General features: G+C 50.5%; 18 protein-coding genes. 3 read left to right on the forward strand and 15 right to left on the reverse strand.

What is annotated here, in order from left to right; translation table 11 throughout:
- Position 1 precedes the first annotated feature (1 nt).
- From nrdR to AC2JF8_RS07345, 10 genes are all read right to left on the reverse strand, one after another.
- Entirely contained in the window at positions 2 to 469 is a 468-nt protein-coding gene (gene nrdR, locus AC2JF8_RS07300) for a transcriptional regulator NrdR (protein WP_500729050.1), read from the reverse strand.
- Entirely contained in the window at positions 456 to 1,073 is a 618-nt protein-coding gene (gene coaE / locus AC2JF8_RS07305; protein WP_500729051.1) for a dephospho-CoA kinase, read from the reverse strand. The genes nrdR and coaE overlap by 14 nt, the downstream gene beginning before the upstream one ends.
- A complete protein-coding gene (gene mutM, locus AC2JF8_RS07310) occupies positions 1,070 to 1,900 on the reverse strand; it encodes a bifunctional DNA-formamidopyrimidine glycosylase/DNA-(apurinic or apyrimidinic site) lyase (protein WP_500729052.1) in 831 nt (276 codons plus the stop codon). The genes coaE and mutM overlap by 4 nt, the downstream gene beginning before the upstream one ends.
- Positions 1,901 to 1,913: 13 nt before the next feature.
- Entirely contained in the window at positions 1,914 to 4,589 is a 2,676-nt protein-coding gene (polA, locus tag AC2JF8_RS07315; protein WP_500762389.1) for a DNA polymerase I, read from the reverse strand.
- A gap of 151 nt (positions 4,590 to 4,740) precedes the next feature.
- Complete coding sequence (murC, locus tag AC2JF8_RS07320) at positions 4,741 to 6,051, reverse strand: UDP-N-acetylmuramate--L-alanine ligase (protein WP_500729054.1); 1,311 nt, start codon at positions 6,049 to 6,051, stop codon at positions 4,741 to 4,743.
- 133 nt (positions 6,052 to 6,184) lie between these two features.
- A complete protein-coding gene (ytpR, locus tag AC2JF8_RS07325; RefSeq protein WP_500729055.1) occupies positions 6,185 to 6,832 on the reverse strand; it encodes a YtpR family tRNA-binding protein in 648 nt (215 codons plus the stop codon).
- Between the two features lie 19 nt (positions 6,833 to 6,851).
- Positions 6,852 to 7,172: a thioredoxin family protein gene (locus AC2JF8_RS07330; protein ID WP_500726691.1), complete on the reverse strand. Its 321-nt coding sequence runs from the start codon at positions 7,170 to 7,172 to the stop codon at positions 6,852 to 6,854.
- Between the two features lie 37 nt (positions 7,173 to 7,209).
- Positions 7,210 to 7,869: a tRNA (guanosine(46)-N7)-methyltransferase TrmB gene (gene trmB / locus AC2JF8_RS07335; RefSeq protein ID WP_500729056.1), complete on the reverse strand. Its 660-nt coding sequence runs from the start codon at positions 7,867 to 7,869 to the stop codon at positions 7,210 to 7,212.
- Positions 7,866 to 9,065, reverse strand: a complete 1,200-nt coding sequence (locus AC2JF8_RS07340; protein WP_500762391.1) for an ABC transporter permease — start codon at positions 9,063 to 9,065, stop codon at positions 7,866 to 7,868. Before AC2JF8_RS07340 ends, trmB begins: the two co-directional genes overlap by 4 nt.
- Positions 9,058 to 9,798 carry an ABC transporter ATP-binding protein gene (locus AC2JF8_RS07345; protein ID WP_500762393.1) on the reverse strand — a complete coding sequence of 247 codons (741 nt, stop codon included), beginning with the start codon at positions 9,796 to 9,798 and terminating at the stop codon, positions 9,058 to 9,060. The genes AC2JF8_RS07340 and AC2JF8_RS07345 overlap by 8 nt, the downstream gene beginning before the upstream one ends.
- 100 nt (positions 9,799 to 9,898) lie before the next feature.
- Here AC2JF8_RS07345 and AC2JF8_RS07350 point away from each other — a divergent pair, with 100 nt between their 5' ends.
- The 3 genes from AC2JF8_RS07350 (at position 9,899) to AC2JF8_RS07360 (ending at position 11,730) form a co-directional block, all read left to right on the forward strand.
- The gene (locus AC2JF8_RS07350; protein ID WP_500729058.1) at positions 9,899 to 10,330 is read left to right on the forward strand and encodes an HIT family protein; all 432 of its coding nucleotides are present in this window, start codon (positions 9,899 to 9,901) and stop codon (positions 10,328 to 10,330) included.
- Between the two features lie 19 nt (positions 10,331 to 10,349).
- On the forward strand, positions 10,350 to 10,712 hold the full coding sequence (locus tag AC2JF8_RS07355; protein WP_500762395.1) for a hypothetical protein: 363 nt from the start codon (positions 10,350 to 10,352) through the stop codon (positions 10,710 to 10,712).
- Positions 10,713 to 10,827: 115 nt separating this feature from the next.
- Positions 10,828 to 11,730, forward strand: coding sequence for a peptidylprolyl isomerase PrsA (locus AC2JF8_RS07360; RefSeq protein ID WP_500729060.1), 903 nt, complete (start codon positions 10,828 to 10,830; stop codon positions 11,728 to 11,730).
- 49 nt (positions 11,731 to 11,779) lie between these two features.
- Here AC2JF8_RS07360 and AC2JF8_RS07365 read toward each other — a convergent pair whose 3' ends face one another.
- Genes AC2JF8_RS07365 through AC2JF8_RS07385 form a run of 5 tightly spaced genes read right to left on the reverse strand, consistent with a single transcriptional unit; the run spans position 11,780 to position 18,888 of the window.
- Positions 11,780 to 12,757 carry a 3'-5' exoribonuclease YhaM family protein gene (locus AC2JF8_RS07365; protein WP_500729061.1) on the reverse strand — a complete coding sequence of 326 codons (978 nt, stop codon included), beginning with the start codon at positions 12,755 to 12,757 and terminating at the stop codon, positions 11,780 to 11,782.
- A complete protein-coding gene (locus AC2JF8_RS07370) occupies positions 12,750 to 15,257 on the reverse strand; it encodes an ATP-binding protein (protein ID WP_500762397.1) in 2,508 nt (835 codons plus the stop codon). Before AC2JF8_RS07370 ends, AC2JF8_RS07365 begins: the two co-directional genes overlap by 8 nt.
- Complete coding sequence (locus AC2JF8_RS07375) at positions 15,244 to 16,455, reverse strand: metallophosphoesterase family protein (RefSeq protein WP_500762399.1); 1,212 nt, start codon at positions 16,453 to 16,455, stop codon at positions 15,244 to 15,246. The genes AC2JF8_RS07370 and AC2JF8_RS07375 overlap by 14 nt, the downstream gene beginning before the upstream one ends.
- A gap of 8 nt (positions 16,456 to 16,463) precedes the next feature.
- Positions 16,464 to 16,814 (reverse strand): YlbF family regulator, encoded by a 351-nt coding sequence (locus tag AC2JF8_RS07380; protein ID WP_500762401.1) that lies wholly within the window; start codon positions 16,812 to 16,814, stop codon positions 16,464 to 16,466.
- Positions 16,815 to 16,830: 16 nt separating this feature from the next.
- On the reverse strand, positions 16,831 to 18,888 hold the full coding sequence (locus AC2JF8_RS07385; protein WP_500762403.1) for a PBP1A family penicillin-binding protein: 2,058 nt from the start codon (positions 18,886 to 18,888) through the stop codon (positions 16,831 to 16,833).
- Between the last annotated feature and the right edge of the window lie 12 nt (positions 18,889 to 18,900).

Consider the following 18,900-nt stretch of genomic DNA (forward strand, 5'->3'; position numbering starts at 1 on the left):
GCTAACTTTCTTTCTCCCGTTTGGCAATCATGTCTTCCATCGTCTTCATGAAACTCGACATGTCCTTGAATTCACGGTAGATCGAGGCGAAGCGGATGTAGGCAACGTCGTCAATTTCGGCCAGCTCATCCATCACGACCTGCCCGATTTTCTTGGAAGAAATTTCGCTGACGCCCTGCTTTCTGATTTTGTTTTCAACATGGTCGACCAGCTGTTCAAACTGGACGCTGGTAATCGGACGCTTCTGCCCCGCTGCCATCACGCCGTGGAGGATTTTTTTGCGGTTGAAGGGCTCGCGCGTCCCGTCATTCTTGATCACGAGCAGCGGCGTGGTTTCCACCCGTTCAAAAGTGGTGAAACGGTAACCGCAATTTTCACATTCCCGGCGCCGTCTGATCGCGCGGTTTTCGTCACTCGGACGCGAATCGATTACCCGCGAAGCATTCTCACGGCAATTAGGACATTCCATGTTGGTCCTCCTCTTTAATCTGCACTAGCAGCTTTCTTAGTTCGGCCTCTAAATCTTCTATCGTACCCGTATTGAAGACAACATAATCGGCCAGCTTTTCCTTTTTGACCAGTGGCATCTGACTGTGAATCCGTGCAAGCGCCGCATCCTGAGTCAGGTGGTCGCGCTGCATCAGCCGCTTGACCTGCACGTCTGCGGGCAACGCAATGAGCAGGGTCCGGTCACAGTAACTTTGGCCGCCCGTTTCAAACAACAGGGGCGCATCAACAATGACCAGCTCTTCGCCAGCCTGCTTGTTTTGCGTAATTTTAGCCTGAATTTCCTGAAAAATCAACGGGTGCGTGATGCTATCCAAGATTTTCAGCTGGTTCTGGTTGCCAAAAACCAGCCGCCCCAGCTTAGCGCGGTCGATTGTGCGATCGGGCCGGATGATTGCGGGTCCAAACTGCTTAACAACCGCCCGGTACCCGGCACGGTCAACATCCAGGATGGCGCGTGCAATCAGGTCGCTGTCGATTATGGGGATGTTGTTTTGCTGAAAAAAGCGATCGGCCGTGCTCTTGCCGCTGGCAATGCCGCCCGTCACTCCTAAAACAAGCGTCATTTGTACAGCACCTGGCAGTGCGGGCAGAACGTGGTGCCACGGCCCGTGACCTTAATCTTTTCGAGTGGCGTGCCACACCGAACGCACGGTTCGCCCTTGTGACCATATACCTGCAGCATCTTCTGAAAGGCACCTGTTTCGCCGTTGGCGTCAAGGTAGGTGTGAACGGTGGTACCGTGCTTCTCAATTGCCCGCGTGATCAGGGCGTTAATGTTGTCGTGCAATTTATTAATCTTGTACCTGCTGATTTTATTGGCTTGGCTCAGCGGGTGAATCTTGGTTTCCCATAAGACCTCATCGACGTAAATGTTGCCCAGACCAGCAACGACAGATTGGTCAAGCAGGGCATTTTTGATGCTCTTTTTTTTACGGCCGAGGCCGGCAGCCAATGAGGCCGCCGTAAACGCGGGTGAGTTGGGTTCAGCGCCCAGCTTGCTGATCCCCGTCACGGTCTTTTCCGTGCCCGTGACAACCAATTGCATGCGCCCAAACTTGCGGACGTCATTGTAGCGCAGTGCGGTCCCATCGCTAAAAGCAAACTGCACGTGGTCGTGCTTTCCCTTGGGCTCATCCGCTGCAACTAAGCGGTACTTGCCCTCCATGCGCAAGTGCGACACGATGGTCAGCTGCTTAGTGAGACGAATCAGGAGGTACTTGGCATAACGCTCAATCGCGATGATCTTTTGTCCCGCCACCCGCTTGGCAAACTCAGCCGGATCACTGGCAATAATTTTAGGGTACCATAAGGTAACCGCTTTGATTGTTTTCCCCCTAACTAGGGGCTCAAGCGTCCGGCGCACTGTTTCAACTTCCGGCATTTCTGGCATTAACTACTACTCCTTACTTCGCATCAAACCAATTATGACCGTACCCCGAATCAGCAACGAGCGGCACATCTAGCCGGACAGCCGCTTGCATGACCTGGGGCACAATCTTCTTGATTGTTTCAAGCTCATCCTTGGGAACGTCAAAAATCAATTCGTCATGCACCTGCACCACCATCTTGGTCTTAAGGTGCAACTCATCTAATTTCTGCTGCATATTGATCATCGCAATTTTGATAATATCAGCCGCCGAACCTTGAATAGGCGAATTAATTGCCGTCCGCTCCGCAAATGAACGAACGTTATAGTTCTTGGCGTGGATATCTGGCAGGTAGCGGCGCCGGTGCATGATTGTTTCTGCATAACCCTTTTCGCGCGCCACTTGCACCGCCTTCGTCATGTACTCCTGGATTTGCGGATACTGGTCAAAGTAGTTGTCAATGAACTCCTGCGCCTGCTTGCGGCTGATATTCAAGTTTTTGGACAGGCCGTAGTCGGAAATACCATAGACAATCCCGAAGTTGACCGCCTTGGCGCGGCGGCGCATCAGCGGCGTGACGTCTTCTGGCGACTTGAGGTGAAAGATCTTCATCGCAGTGTGTGCGTGAATATCGTAGCCCGTCTTAAAGGCCTCCTGCATCTGTTCATCCCCCGAAACCTGGGCGAGCACCCGCAATTCGATCTGGGAGTAATCGCAGGAAAAGATGTAGCCGTCGGGTTCACTAGGAACAAAGGCCTTCCTGATCTGCTTGCCCTCCTCGGTCCTGGTTGGAATATTCTGCAGATTCGGATCAACCGAGGACAGGCGGCCCGTTGCGGTCAAAGTTTGCAGGTAACGCGTGTGGACCCGCCCATCCGGCTGAATGACGTCAAGCAGGCCGTTGACGTAGGTCGACTGTATCTTGGCAATTTGCCGGTAGGACAGAATTTGGGCAATGATCGGGCTTTCGTCCTGCAGTTGGTTTAATACGTCGACTGACGTTGAATAACCCGTCTTGGTTTTCTTAATCGGCGTCAGGCCCATTTTTTCAAACAAGATGTGCCCCAGCTGCTTGGGCGAATTCAGGTTGAATTCCTCGCCCGCTTCCGCAAAAATCTTTTTTTCCAGGTCTTTCAGCTCCACCGCAAATTCATTTTGCAGCTGACTTAAAGTAGCGGCCTGCACCTTAATCCCATTTATTTCCATAATTGCCAAAACGCGTGCAACCGGAATCTCAATGCTAGCGTACAAGTCATCCTGCTCGTGCTCCTTAAGCTTGTCCAGCAGCGTGTTTTTGAGCGCCCCTATTGCCTCTACCTTGCCCGCAAGGTGGCGGAACAGAATCTGGTCATCAGTTGGAACGCTGACGCTCTTGCCCTTGCCGTAGACTTCGACGTCATTTTTGACCGCGTAATTGCCGTACATGCGGCAAATTTCACCCATGTCATCGGAATTGTTTTCATTATTGATGAGGTAGGAGGCGAGGAGCATGTCATAATCGATGCCATGGACATTGACCCCAAGGCGGTGAAGACCAACCATTGTCCTTTTGAGGTCAAAAACGCTTTTCTTAACCCGTTCATCTTCAAGCAACTGCTTTAAATTGCCTTCCTGAAGCAGGGAGACATCGCGGCTAACATAGATTTGATCGCCAGCCTTTACGGCAAAGCCCACAAAGTCCGCCAGGTGGTAATTGGCGCCGAGCATGCCAAGGTAGAAGCTGATGCTTAAGTCTTCTTCAGGCTTGATGGCTCCGACATTTTCCTTAGTGGCCTCGACAAATTCGACTTCTACCTCTTTTGTCTTTGCCGACTTTTTATTTGCCGCGTCTGCATTAGGATCCAGCTCACCCAAAAATTTGCGGAAATTCATCTTCTCATAGAAGCGGCGCAATTTTTGGTAGTCTTCAGGACGCTTCTTGACGTCATCAATCCCGATAGTGACCGGCGTCTCTCGGTCGATGGTCGCAAGCTTCTTGGCCAAAAAGGCCTTATCCCTATCCTTAAGCAGGTTTTCCTTGAGCTTGGACTTCTTCAACTCGTCCACGTGCTCGTAGAGGTTTTCAACCGAGCCGTATTCCTGAATCAGTTGTGCCGCGGTCTTGGGTCCAACCTTGGTCACGCCCGGATAATTGTCGGAGTTGTCGCCCATCAGCGCCTTCATGTCGATGAATTCGGTCGGCGTTACGCCGTAAAGCTCCTTCATGTGTGCGGGCGTATAGTTTTCCAGGTTCATTACCCCTGACTTGGTGACCATGACCGTGGTCTTGTCTGAAGCCAGCTGGGTCAGGTCCTTGTCGCCGGTCACGACGGTAACGGTGAAGCCCCGCTCCTCGCCCAGGCGCGCAAACGTTCCGATGATGTCATCGGCCTCGTAGTTGTCCAGTTCATAGGTCGAAATTCCCAGGTCGTGCAGCAATTCCTGGATGTAGGGCAGCTGCTCGGACAATTCGGGCGGCGTCTTCTGCCGGCCACCCTTATAGTCACCGTACATTTTGTTTCTGAACGTGGTCTTGCCGGCATCAAAGGCAACCAGGACGTGGTCGGGTTTAGCGTCGTTCAATAAAACGTCAAGCATGTTTTTAAAAGTGTAAATGGCGTTAGTATGCAGACCCTCAGGGTTCTTAAAGTTTTCGAGTTGGCGGTACAGTGCGTAAAAGGCACGGAAGGCAACGGAATTGCCGTCGATTAAAAGTAATTTTTGATCAGCCATTAAATCTCCTCACAAATAAAACTAGTTTATTATTCAGTTACCATTTTACCAGTTTTTGCGGGCATGTGCAGAATGCGGTCTGCCCCCGCAGGCCGGCAAACAAAAAGGCCGCCGCCGCACAGTGCGGTGGCACGCCTTACAACAATTTGGCCTAAAGCAGCTTTTCCAGGGCATCCTCATACTTCGGTATGTCACCGGCACCCATGAACACGATCACGCTGTTTTTGTTAGCGGCCAGATCGGCAATGTTGTCCAGGTCGATCACTTCCGCGCCCGGAATCTGGTCCACCAGGTCACGGCTAGTGATGTCGCCGGTTTTTTCCCGTGCTGACGCGTAGATTGGCGTCACGTAGGCCTTGTCGACCCCGCGCAGAATCGCAACGAAGTCCGCAGCGTATTTCCTCGTCCGGGAAAAGGTGTGCGGCTGAAAAACAACGACCAGCCGCTTACCCGGAAACTTCTGCCGCGTTGCCTGAATGGTTGCCCGCATCTCGGTTGGGTGGTGCGCGTAGTCATCAATAATATTGATGTCGCCAAAGTCCTTTTCGGAAAAACGCCGCTTGGCACCCCGGTAGGAGAGCAGGCCGCGCCTAATATCCGCGAGCGGAACTTGTTCAGTGTAAGCAACCGCAATCACGGCCGCTGCGTTGAGGACGTTGTGGTCGCCGAACAGGTGAATGGTGAACGCGCCCAGATCGTCGCCGCGGGCCACAACGCTGAAGGTTGAACCCGTGGTCGTCTTCTTGACGTCGACCACCTGAAAATCGTCCCCGGCTTCAAAGCCGTAGGTATACTTAGGAATCTTGGTCTGCAAATTGCGCAGGCGCTCGTTTCCGCCCCACACGAACAAACCCTTCTTGGTCTGGTCCGCCGCAGCCTGAAAGGCGGACGTATAGTCGTCCTGGTCCTTGAAGTAATCCGGGTGGTCAAAGTCAATATTGGTCATAATCTGGTAGTCAGGGTGGTAGGCTAAAAAGTGGCGGCGGTATTCGTCAGCTTCGTATACAAAGAAGCGGGAGCCCTCAACTCCCCTGCCTTCCCCATCTCCAATCAGATATGACGTAGGTGCAGCTGCACTCATTACACACGCCAAGAGTCCTGTTGTCGATGTCTTGCCATGTGTACCTGAGACACCAATGCTCGTATGCATTGCTACGACCTCTTCAACAGTATCAGGGTAGCTCTGCCAGGAAATTTTCTTCTCCTGGCAGGCCTTGACTTCAGCATTATCTTCTTTGAAGGCGTTGCCCTTAACTACTACTTGGCCTGAGCTCTTAATATTAGCTGCGGCAAAGGGTAAAATCCTGATACCTGCTTTTTCTAATGGCACCTGGGTAAAGGTGAACTTTTCAATGTCACTTCCGCCAACCTGGTAGCCCAGATCATGAAGCAGCATGGCTAAAGCGGCCATCCCCGTGCCCTTTATTCCAATAAACCAAATTTGCTTGTTTTTATCTAACATTTCATTAGCTCCAAAATAATCTTCACATTGCCTATTATTTTACCATTATTCAGCGCAAAAAAGCAGTGGACTTGCAAGCAGGTAGCTTATTTAGGACAAAGAAAAAGAACTGCAAGCAGTCCCTTATTTCTTCTTACAAGCCAATCTTGCCGGCAGCTAAAAGATTATCGCATTCAGCAGGATCAAATGCTGCACCAACCGTAAAATTGTCTGGCACAACCAGTATGCCACGCGCTTGCGGTGCATGCTTTAAATTTAGTTCGCGAGCTGAACAAATCATGCCATATGAGTCTACATGACGCAAACTGCCTGGCCAAATTTGCTGGCCGTTTGGCATCAGCGTTCCTGGAAGAGCAACCACGACCTTTTGTCCCTGGGCAATGTTGGGTGCACCACAGACAATTTGATGTTCCTCGCCTGCACCTACGTCCACCGTAGTGACATGCAGGTGGTCAGAGTCGGGATGTTTTTCACAGGTTTTTACATAGCCATATACCAGTGTCGGCTTGCCATATTCAAGTTGGTCATCAAAACCAGTTGCTTTCAGCTGCTTGTTCAGAGCAGCCAGGTCACTGTCAGACAGCTTAACTTGGCCATCAGGCAACTTGTTGTAGTCAATGACCTGGTCAACATTAAAAAAGTTATAGCCAGTAACATTGCCTTCTTCATCAGTAATTCGGGTGATGTCGCCTTTTTTCTCATAACTGGTCTTGCCGTGGTCTTGGCCCAAAATCACGATTAGGGTACCGGGATAACTGCGCTTGTTAATACTAGTAATCATCTATCAAATCCTCTTTCACTTAGTCAAGTGACCGCAAAAAGTCTTCAACTTGGTCCTTGGTTTTGCGGTCCTTATTAACTAGTCTACCAATTTCTTGGCCATCCTGGTAGACGATAAATGAAGGAATCCCCATAACATTTAACTCCTTGGCCATATCTGTTGCGCCATCAAGGTCAATTTGAAAGAACTTGCTGTCCTTAAAGTCTTGCTCAATTTGTGGCATAAACTGGGCTAAAAAGCGGCAATCTGGGCACCAGTCTGCAGAAAATTCCAGCACAACCCTACCCTCTTTGATGATTTCGCTCAATTTTGCTTGGTCTAATTTTTTGATTTGTTCCATTTTAAAAACCTCTCAATGTTTTTGCTTGTTCTGTTAATCATTTTACCCCAAAATCAGCATGAAGGGCATAAATCGGATTGCCCTTAGCAGCAAACTTTTGCTCATACTCTGTTTCAACGTTAGCCGCAATGATCTCTTCTGATTCATGGTGCAGGTCAACTGACATAAAGTCAAAGTGCATTCCATAGTTGTTCATGCTTTGCACAGAATAGGCAAATAAGCCAGCATTGTCAGTTTTAAACTCGATGTGGCCAGTTTCAGTCAGAATCTCCTGATACTTGGTCAAAAACGACTTATATGTCAGACGTCGTTTTTCATGCCGGGCCTTGGGCCAAGGGTCACTAAAGTTCAAATAGAGTGTCCGCACACTCTGCTCATTAAAAAAGCAGTCGATATTGGCCGCGTCCGCACAAAGAATCTGTAGGTTGTCCAAGTGCTGCTCTAGTTTGCTGCGTAGAATCATTCCGGCTGCGGTAATCTGCAGCTCAACGGCAATAAAGTTTTTTTCAGGGTGTTGAGCGGCCAGGCTGGTAATAAACTTTCCCTTGCCTGAACCAACCTCTACTTCAAGCGGTTTGGCAAAATCAGCAAAACGGTCTGCCCAATCAATTTTTTCAGCAGGATCGGGGCGGTCAAGGACGCTTTCTGGATGTTCTTCAACCAGTTTTACTGCCCAAGGCTTGTTTCGTAATCTCATTTTTGTGTTTTCTCTTTCTTAATCTTGGCTGGCAAATATAAACCAGCAATGGCCCAACTCCAAATTGCCAAGCAGCCAATTGCCTGCCACAAGTGCAAGTTTACCGGTAAGATAAATAGCCAAAACAGGCTGATAATCAACCACTGCAAAAGCAAGGCTAAAGTCAGTACATGCATTAAGTCAAGTCCGCGGCCTGTCTGGTCAATAGGATAGATGCGGTACATAACATTATCGTCAAACTCGCTAGCCAGCGGCAGCAACTGATAAACTGTCAAAAAAATTACCAAAGCAGATAAGCCAAGTGCCCACAAAGAGTTTTGTACTAGCCAAGATATCAAAACCGCAAAGGCAGTCATTCTAACCAGCAAGTTCAGGTATTCCGGATTACGCAACAGTGAGCGCCGGTACAAGAAACGGTTAGGGTTTTCGCCAATTAGAGCATGGGGCGATTTAGGCAGTAGGAAGTCCAGATATTTGCGCCGCTTGACTGTGACTTGCCTTTCCTTGACGTCGGTAAACATGGAAAAGGCCGAATAGACTCTGTTCTTGCGTTCTTCTTCCTGGTCGACTGCATACTGCCAGTCAACCAAGGGGACGTTTTTGGGTTTTGCAATTGTTGCCAACACGGCTATGAGCGCATAGGTGATGATTGGCGCTGTGAGCCCAGTTGTCAATCCTATAACCATGAACAAGGTCACCCACATGCTTGAAAACTTGCGGTTGGCATAGAGGTTGTATTCCTCGACTTTCAACTGCAAAATTTTCGCTAATAAAACTGCAAAGACTGCAAGGGCATAGTTTAAGGTTGAAATTTGCGCCTTGATAATTGCAAAGGGAAACAAGATTCCGGCCAAAAGCAACAAGACTAGCATGGGAACAATTAAACTATAAACAAACAGCGGCTTCAAATAATCTTGCAGGGCCTCGTCTTGGGCAAGCAAGAACTGTAAATCCGCAGGTTTAAAGAGCGTCACCAATTTTCCTACTAACAGGGGCAGACAAAGCACAAGCCCAACTATGGGGCGGTAAAACCATAATCCAACCGGCATAGTTTTCATGCTTTGAGCATACCAAAACATTAAAGCTCCAAACAAAAAAATCAAAGCCAAAATAAAGAAGTCATTGAAGACCAGCATTAAGTACTTGAGTGACTGCTGCACATTATCTTGCAGCCGTTTACGGGCCAACTCACGCATGGCGTGACTCCTCATTTAAAATGCGGTAAATCTTGTCAAAGGAATCAGTCTGCTTCAAGCCATAGTGCTTGCGGATCTCCGTCAAACTACCAATAACTTCAATTGTCCCATTGTTTAAAACCGCATACTTGGAAATTGCTTGTTCTGCATCAGCCAATATGTGGGTGGACATCAATACCATTTTGCCATCTGCTTGGGCCTGCTTAATCAAGTCAATCAAATTGGCAACAGCAAGCGGATCAAGGCCTGTAAAGGGCTCATCAATCACTAACAGGCTAGTATCAGCTAGGAAGGCAGCAACAATCATTACCTTCTGCTTCATGCCCTTGGAAAAGTGAATTGGCAGCCAGTCTAACTTGTTATCCAGCCTGAACATTTGCAAGAGTTCATGGGCCCGCGTCCATGCATTTTTTTCATCCAAGTGGTAGCTGAGGATGGTCAAGTCCAAGTGCTCTTTAAGTGTTAATTCCGAATATAACACAGGAACTTCAGGTATATAAGCCAATTGGCGCTTAAAATCACTTGGCTGGCGGGTCATTTCTACGTCATTCAGAATAATGCGGCCTTTTTGTGGACGGAGTAAGCCTAAGATATGCTTGATAGTGGTTGACTTGCCAGCACCGTTTAGCCCAATAATGCCAAGCGCTTGGCCGGGTCTGATTTCTAAATTAATGTCTTTGATAACTGGCACTCCAGTGTATCCGCCAGTTAAGTGCTCTATTTTCAGAACCATAATCCTCGTCTTTCTTTTAATGAATTTACTCATTTTATATGATAGCATGAACTTATACAAAACTGAATTTGAAGACAAAAGAATTACAAGAGGTTTAAATATGAATGGATTAGATGAAGATTGCTTGTTCTGTAAAATCATTCGCGGCGACGTGCCCAGCTACACGGTCTTTGAAAACGACGACGTCAAGGCCTTTCTCGACTTGTCCCAGGTAAATCCTGGGCACACGCTGATGGTGCCCAAAAAGCACATCGTCAACCTGTTTGACTACACGGCAGCAGACGCCCAGAGGTACCTGCAATACATCCCGGCCATCGCCAACGCAATCAGGCAGTCTGACAAGCGGATTAGCGGGATGAACATCAGCACCAATAACGGCGCCAGTGCCAACCAGGTGGTCATGCACTCCCACATCCACTTCGTTCCCCGTTTTGCGGGCGATGGTCTGAAAATTGCCACCCGCAACAACGCGGACAAATACACCGAAGCGGATTACCAAAAGATTGCCGCTGAAATCAAAGTCAATTTTTAGAATTAGATGAGGTGATACTATGAAGCATTTTAGTTTAGGCCTGGCAAGTGGGGCAGCAGCGGGCGTGGTTGTTTCGCTGCTCAGGGACAAAAACGGCAACCGCCTGGGCAAGCCGCTCCGCGAAGGGGTGCAGGCAACGCGCAAAGACGCAGACAACCTGTCAAACGCGCTCCACAGCCTCAAGGATGCGGGCCAGGAGTTGAGCGATGCGCTTCCCCAAGCCGAAAAGTCGCTTACCGAGCTGCAAAAGGAAATCGAGTACTACGAGATGAGCGTCTCGCGTCTGATTGACCACTTACAGGAGCAAGCCACCGTTCTGGGCCATAAGACCACACACAAGGGCGATGACAGCCCCAAAAAGGCCGGCTATTCTAAAAATTAATTAAAGAAACTGCGATTTTGGGGTAAAAAGGCTAAAATTAAAAACGGCGGCCGCCAGTTTATGTTATATTAGTTGTCAGTGATTTAATTTACTAAGGATGTGGAGAATTCGTTTTATGAAAAAATATTTTAAAAAGGCAGCTGCAGTTATCGCTGTAGCTGGTATTGCACTGTCAACTGCTGCTTGTTCTAATGGTGGCAAAACCGTTGCTTCATACAAGGGCGGCAAGATTACGGTGCAAGATTACTACAATGAGATGAAGAAATCGCAGGCTGGTCAAACCACCCTTGCCAACATGATCATCAACCGTGTTTTGGAAGAACAATACGGCAGCAAAGTTTCCAAGAATACGGTCAACAAGCAGTTTAACAACTACAAGAAGCAATACGGCGGACAATTTAGCGCTGTCCTACAGCAGAACAACATGACCGCATCCAGCTTCAAGCAGAACCTGCGGACTAACCTGCTGACGGAACAAGCCCTGAAAGACGTCAAGAAGATTTCCAAGAGTCAAGAAGACAAGGCCTGGAAGTCATACCAGCCCAAGGTAACCGTCCAGCATATTTTGGTTTCCAAAAAGTCTGAGGCCGAAAACATTATCCAAGAATTAAAGAACGGCCAGAGTTTCAAGGCCCTCGTCAAAAAGTACTCGCTTGATCCGGGCACCAAGAAGAACGAGGGCAAGCTGCCGGCATTTGATTCAACCGATAGCAGTTTGGATCCTGCATTCAAGAAGGCCGCTTTTAAGCTCAAGACCGGCCAGACGACGAGCAGCCCGGTTAAATCCCAGTCTGGCTACCACGTAATCAGAATGATCAAGCATCCGGGCAAGGGCACGTTTGCTTCACACAAGAAGGAAATTGACGACCAGATTTACCGGTCAATGTCACAGGACCAGGAAACAATGCGCAGCGTCATTTCAGCCGTTCTGAAGAAGGCCGATCCGTCGATTAAGGACAACGACCTGAAGAATGTTCTGTCATCATACGTTACGACCAACTCAAGTCCGAAAAAATAATTGCCGCATGAAATGGCATAAAAAAGAAGCTCACTATGAGCTTCTTTTTTTATTCTAATTTATGGGCCTGGGCAAGGGCATCATCCACCTTGGGCCGGTAAAACCGGCGACCACCCTGACTCATAATGTTGTCCGTATAGCTGCCGGGACGCGTGTGCTGCAGCGCATTGGTAATGGCGTACAGCGACGCGTCCAGATCATCGATGCGGTGCAGGAGTTCGGCCTCAAGCAGCGCGGGCAATTTGGGCGAGCCGTACTCAAACTTGCCGTGGTGCGACAGGACCATGTGCCGCAGCAGCAGCAGGTCTTCCGACTCCAGGTCAAGCTTAAGGTCACGCGCGGCCAGCATGATTTGTTCATCAATCAGGACGAGGTGACCGACAAGGTTGCCTTCGTTCGTGTATTGGGTCGCCGCCGGGCCGGTTAATTCCAGAACCTTGCCCATGTCATGCAGGATGCAGCCCGCATACAAGAGCGAGCGGTCAACCTGCTCGTAGTTGTTCGCCAGGGCCTTGGCGTCCCGCAGCATTGATACCGTGTGGTAGGCGAGCCCGCCGCGAACCGCATGGTGGTTGCTCTTGCCCGCCGGGTAATCAAAGAAGCGCTGCCCCCATTTTTTCAATAAATAGCGCACGATCCTGTTCCAATTCGGATTCAAAATTTCGAAAACAAACTGGTTGATTTCTTCTTTCATGCTTGAAATTTTTTCGGGCGCCGACTTAATAAACTTGTTGAGGTCATAGCCCTCTTCGGGCCCGACAACACGAAGACCGTAGATTTTTATTTGCGGTTGCCCCTGGTATTCCTCGCGCTCGCCATCCACTTCAACAATGGTGCCGGTACTGTAAGTGGTTGCATCCAGGTTGTCGGCATCCCAATAGTTGCCGCGAATTTCGCCAGATGAGTCGCTAAAGGTCAGTGCCAAGAAGAGTTTGCCCTTCTTAGTGTGCCGCAACTGGGAGTTTTTGATCAGAACGACCGCTTCCAGTTCCTCGCCGTCATTATAATCCAGCAAACGTTTATACATTTTGGGTTCCTTTCGTAAAAGTCAGCGGCCTCAGGCCCAGCCTATCGACTAGGCCAGCTTGTGCCGTAAAAATCAGTACCTGGTTGTTTTGGGCAACTTGCGTCAGCAGCTGCTTGATTTGCTCAATTCGCTTGTCATCAAAGTTGACAAACGAATCGTCGATCAGAATTGGCAGGTTGATCTGATCCTTGACCTGCTGGACGAAGGCCAGCTTCAGGGCAAAATACAGCTGTTCCGACGTGCCCCGCGATAGGTACTGCACCTTGATTTTTTTGCCATCAAAACGCGTGACCGTCAATTTTTTGTCAATTTCAATATCATTATAACGATTATTGGTCAGAAGCTGCAAATATTCCCTGGCCGCAACCAGCATCTTGGGGAAGCGTTCGTTAGAGGCCAGGTCGAGCGCACGCCCAATCCATTGTGCGGTCAGCAGGTCAGCCAGATATTCAGCCGACAAGTTCTTAAACCTGGTTGCAGTGTTGGCGAGGGTCTGCTTGGCGTTAAAGACAGCGGTCGAGTTAGCCAGGTTAGCCATCTTCACCTTGACCTCAGCCGTTTTGGACTGCAGGTGACGCACCGTTTCTTGTTGCGCCGCAATTTGGGGGGCTAATTCGGCCAAGGAGCTCTTAGCCTGGTCTTGACTTTGTGCCAGGCGCGTTAGCTCCGGCAGATCTTTTTCAAGGCTCGTGCGCAAAAACGCAATCTTCGTCTTTAACTCGTCCTGCCTGTGCTTCTTAGCCTGCAGGTCCTTATACCCGGCCATATCCTTGACCTGTGCCCGGGCCAAGGCCGCCTGCAGCTGCAAATTGGCCTCCGTTGTTTTCGCGGCATTCTGCTTAAGACTCAGCTGCAGGCTGGCTTTTTCCGCAAGCCGGCTGCGCGTGCGGGCAAATTGCTCTTCAAGCTGGTCAAACGCAGCCAATACGGAATCAAAGTCGGCTGCAACCTTCCGGTCCAGAACCCGGCTGACGCGTCCCGCAAGATTGTTCAACTGCTCAAGCACGTCCTCTTCATGCCTGTGGTTGGCCTCAAGCGTCTTCTCCTGCAGCTGAAACTGCCGCCACTCGTTGACCAGGCTATGCACGTCAAGGTGGTCAAGGGCAAGGCCGTACTTGCTGGCAAACGCGGCGCGCTTTTGCCTGGCCGCCGCACTTTGCGCCCGTCGTTGCGCAACGCGCTGCTTCTCCCGCTTTTGCTGGTTCTGCGCTGCGGCCAAACAGCCCGTCCCTGCAAGAAGAAGCATGCCGCCAATAATAACAGACATGCTGGCCAGAATGATCAAACCGATGATGCACAGGCCGCCGCCTACAAAGAGCAGGTAATTGGGCTTCATGCCTGAACTGGTCTGGTCTTCATCCGCCGGTTCAAGCGGCAATTCTCGGTAGTCCTTCTGCAGGTCAAGGATGGCCGCTTGGTCCATCGTGACAATCTTGTTTAACTCTGGATTCAACGCAATAAGCTGCTGTTGGTCGTCGATGTGCTGCTGGTCTTTTTCCGTGCAGCCGCGATAATCGCTTTGCCACTGCAGCAGCTGCGACTTCTGCTTCAGGAGTTCGCCTGCCGCCGCATCCTCACTCTGAACCTGGCCGATTTCTCGCAAGCGTTTTTGCATGCCCTGCCCGTTTTCTTCCAGGTTTTTAATGGTTGCAGCCAGATCGCGAGCAGATTGGTACTGGGCCAAGTCAAAACTAACAGGTTCAACCTGGGCCTCGAGGTCAGTCAATTCACGGTAGTTTGGCAACAGCTGCTGCAGCCGCTGCAGGCGGTCAGACTGCTTTTGCAAGTCCAAAAGGCGCTGCTCATGCTCCGTTTGCAGCCGCTTTTGCTTTTCATATTCATTGCTCAGACTCTGATAGGTGGCAAACTCGCCCTCCGCCTCGCTAACTGCATCTTTTTCCTCCCGCAGCTGACTCAGCAAGCGGTTAAGCGGCGGTTTGCTGCCCCCCTTCTTGAACAGGTCGCCCGCCTGCTTGGCAAAGTCATCGCGCAGGCCAATCAGCTTGTCGCTGTTCGAAGCACCCAGGTAGTATATTCGTTCAAGCAGGCCGCTCTGCCCGATCGCACTCACCTTTGCCAACATATCCTGGTTAAAGATAAAGCTGTCGGCGTAAAAAGCGCCGTCGATGTTTTTGACCTGGTCAAAAAAAACGTGCTCGGGCACGACCTGATTGTCGCACTTAACGGTCAGCGTGCCGACCTTTGACCCCCTGCCGCTGGCATACAGCCGTTCGAGCTCGTAGCGCTCGCCGGCATCGTTTTCAAAGAACAGGGAGCCGCCCATTGGACTGACGCGCGCAAGGGGCTTGTAATCTTCAAAAAAGTCCGAAGTGTGCTTGGCGAGGTGGAAGCCAAACAGCACCTGCTTGATAAAGGCAACCACAGTGCTCTTGCCGGCCTCATTTGCACCGAAGAAAACGTTGAGGTCGGCACTGGGCAGGTCGAGCGTAAAATTGGAAAACTGACCAAAGTTGACAATTTTAATCCTAATTAATTTCATTGCTGATCCCCTTCAGTTTGCTGTTCAACTTCACTTCAGTCAGCTGCTGCACCTCTTGTAAGAACTGTGGATCGGCAGCTAATTCCGCGGCCAGGTCGTCTTTTTTGGCCCAGTCGCTGCTCAGCGCTGCGAAGCTGTCAGCGTCAAAAACGTCCTTTTCCGCCTGGGCAAAGTATGCCTGGTCACTGGCAGCAACCTCCAGGTGGCTGCTGCTGGTGTAGCGAACGTCGACCAACTGGGATTCATGTGCCAGTTTGCCTGAAAGCAGCCGCCAAAAATCACTGTCATCAACCAGCTCGCGTTCTTTTTCATTCAAAAACTCGGCGCCGTGGATTTGCAGACTGAAGTAGGTCGTTTCGGGTGCAACAAGCTGCGCCAAAATTGCAGCCTGCAGGTCATTTTGACCGATAGGCGCAGTTAGCTCAACGACCGCCCGCCGCCAAACGATTGGACTCGTCTGGACAAAACTGATTTGGGTTTGTTTAGTATCTTCGTTAACCTCGCCCAAAATGCAGCCCTTGGCACCGCGTTCATTGACGTGGCGCCCCTGGATGTTGCCGGGGTAGAGCACGTAGGGCGTTTGGGACAGAACCTGCCGCAGGTGAATGTGACCCAGAGCAAAATAATCGTAATTAAGGTTTTTTAGTTCACTCAAAGAAAACGGGGCGTAAACGTTCTGTCCGCCCTGGCCCGCTTTTTCCTGAGCGTGCATAATGCCAAACGTGTAGTGGCTGCCCTTTGCGGGCAGCTGTGCGGCCTTGTCAACGGTAATGTGGTTGTTCCTGTAGGAAAAGCCGGTAACATCGTACTCAAACCCCGCTTGCGTTTGCCGCGTAATGGTCTCAATACTTTCGCCATCGCCCAGCAGCTTAAAGTATGGGCTGGGTGCAACCAGCAGATCTTCCGCCCGCATGTTGTCGTGATTGCCAAAGATCATTACCACCTGTATTTGGGCCGCGGTCAGCCGCTCCATTTCACGGGCAAAAAACAGCTGGCTGCTCGGATTAGGCCGCGGGCTGTCAAAGGTGTCGCCCGCAATCAGCACCAAATCAACTTTTTCCTGTAGGGCAAGGTCAACAATTTTGGTCAGCGATTGGTTGGGTGCCTGGTGAATCTTTTTGGCGCTCCTAGATGGCAAAAAAGATAGCCCTAAAAATGGACTATCTAAATGTGCATCCGCAAAATGAATAAATTTCATCGCTCTTTTTAGTTTCTAAGACCTTCGTAAAGATCGTTAATCGGCTTGGTGATTGCTTTTTGCACGTCATCAATCGTTTTGTACAGTCCTTGCTCAGCCTGCAGCAGTTTCATGATTTCAGCGTCCTTTTGAACCCGCTCATTTAATTTTTGATAGTTTTCCTGCAAGTCCTGGGACAGGTCTTTGCCCTGCGATTGCGCGTCGATAATTTCGCCTTGGATCTTGTTCATTTCCTGAAAAAGGGTTGAACTGGCTTGGTTAGCCTTGACACCAGCGATTGCTTCTTGCAAAGCCGTGAATTCCTCAGTCTTTTGCAAGTCAGAAGCTAATTGGTTAGCTGAATCGTAGATATTTACCATGTTTTTCCTCCTAAGATTAATGGCCCAAAAGGCCCTTGAAATCATTATACCATTCATTAAGTTTTTGGCCCGCGGTTCCCAAACCTTTTTCTATTTGTTCGCCCAGGCCCTTGGTCCAATCTGAGCCTGCGCCGTTGTTCTTGATGATCTGCCGCGGTGCCTGTTCGGCAAACTGGTTCTGCGCCGTGTAGGGCAGAATCCCTTCCATCTGGGCTTTGTACAGCCGCGTTATGCCCGTCTCGGAAACGCCGTGCATAAAATGCTGACTGTTTGTCCGATCAAAACCGACCCAGGTGGCGACAACAACGTCCGGCGTGTAACCAACGATCCACTGGTCCTTGGTGCCAAAGCCGTAGGAATTGGGCACCTCTGTCGAACCGGTCTTGCCGGCAACGCGGTAGCCCGCGGGCTGCGCCGATGTACCGGTACCGCCAGCAAAGACGCCTAAAAGCATCGTGGTCATCTCCTTGGCGGTATTCTCGGAAATGATGCGGTGCTTGCCCACATCGTGATTCTCCGCAATAACATTGCCGCTTGCATCCTCAATCCTGGTGATGAAGTAGGAGCTGTCCGGTAGGTTGCCCTTGTTGGCAAAGGCCGAATACGCACGCGCCATCTGCAAAGGCGACACACCCGCAGATAATCCGCCCAGAGCAAGAGCCAGGTTTTGGTCTTCCTTAGGCACCTTCAACCCGAAGTTGCCGGCGGATTGCACGCCCTTGGAAACGCCAATGCGGTCCAGCAGCCAGACGGCTGGCACGTTTTTACTCTGGGCCAGCGCCATGTACATCGGAATCTTGTCGGAATAACCGTTGTCAACGTTGTGCGGCTGGTAGCCGTTCTTGCCGAAACGCTGCAGCCGGTTGGAGAGTTCCGAGTCATAGTGGTAGCCCTGCTGCAGGGCCGGCGCATAAGTAACCAGCGGCTTGATCGAGGAGCCGGGCTGACGCTTCATCTGCGTGGCCCGGTTGTAACCGCGGAAGACGTGCTTGCCGCGGCCGCCCACGACTGCGCGTACAGCGCCGGTTGCAGGATCCATTACAACGCTCGCCCCCTGCGTCTTCGTGCCATCCGGTGCGTTCTGCGGGAAGAGCCAGTCTTGGCTGAACTTTTGCTGGAGCTGACGCTGATAATTCTGGTTCAGGGTCGTGTAAATCTTCAGCCCCTTGTTCATGACGTCCTCTTCTTTGAGTCCGTAGCGCTTGATGGCTTCGTCAACAACCGCATCGAAGAAGTAGGGGTAGCGGTAGCCGTCCTGATTGTGGTAGGTGTCCCGCAGCGTCAGGCCCTGACTCTGTGCACTCTTGGCCGCTTGACGCGTCAGTTTTTTGTTATCGACCATCAAGTCCAGGATCAGGTTCCGGCGCGATAGCGCATAGGACATGTGGTCAATCGGATTGTACTTGCTCGGGTTGCGCAGAATTCCGGCCAGCGTGGCCGCCTCACCGACCGTCAGCTCGCTCGCGTTCTTGCCAAAGTACTTGTGGCTGGCATCCTGAACGCCCCAGACGCCGTTGCCAAAGTAGGCGTTGTTGAGGTACATGGTCAGGATGTCCTTCTTGGAATAAACGTGCGTGATTTCCACCGCAAAAAATAATTCCTCAATCTTACGCGAAAGGGTCTGCCTTTGGGTGAGCAGGGCGTTCTTGGCCAGCTGCTGCGTGATGGTCGAACCACCCCCGGAAATCTGCCCGCGGTGAATAACCAACCCCAGTGCCGCACGTCCCATCCCCTTGATGCTGAAGCCCGGATTCTTCCAGAAGGTCCGGTCCTCCGTCGAGATAACGGCGTTCTTAATGTTGGGCGAGATTTTGTCATAATCGACAAAAGTCCCCTTCTGCGAATACAGCGTGCCCGCCTGCTGCTTCTTATAATCATAAATAGCAGTGGTGGCGGGAAGCGAGGCCTTCAGGTCAGAGATGTTGGAAGTCTTGACTTTGACGGTATAATAGGTACAAACCAAAAGTATGATGCTGAGCATTATCAAAATGATCCAGCGTCCGATGAAAAAACGGCTGTCAAAGCGGTGCCACATGGCACCCAGCCCGTTTTTATTTGGTTCCTTATTTTGCATTACATCTGCTCC

Source organism: Lactobacillus sp. CA30L, assembly GCF_059900845.1.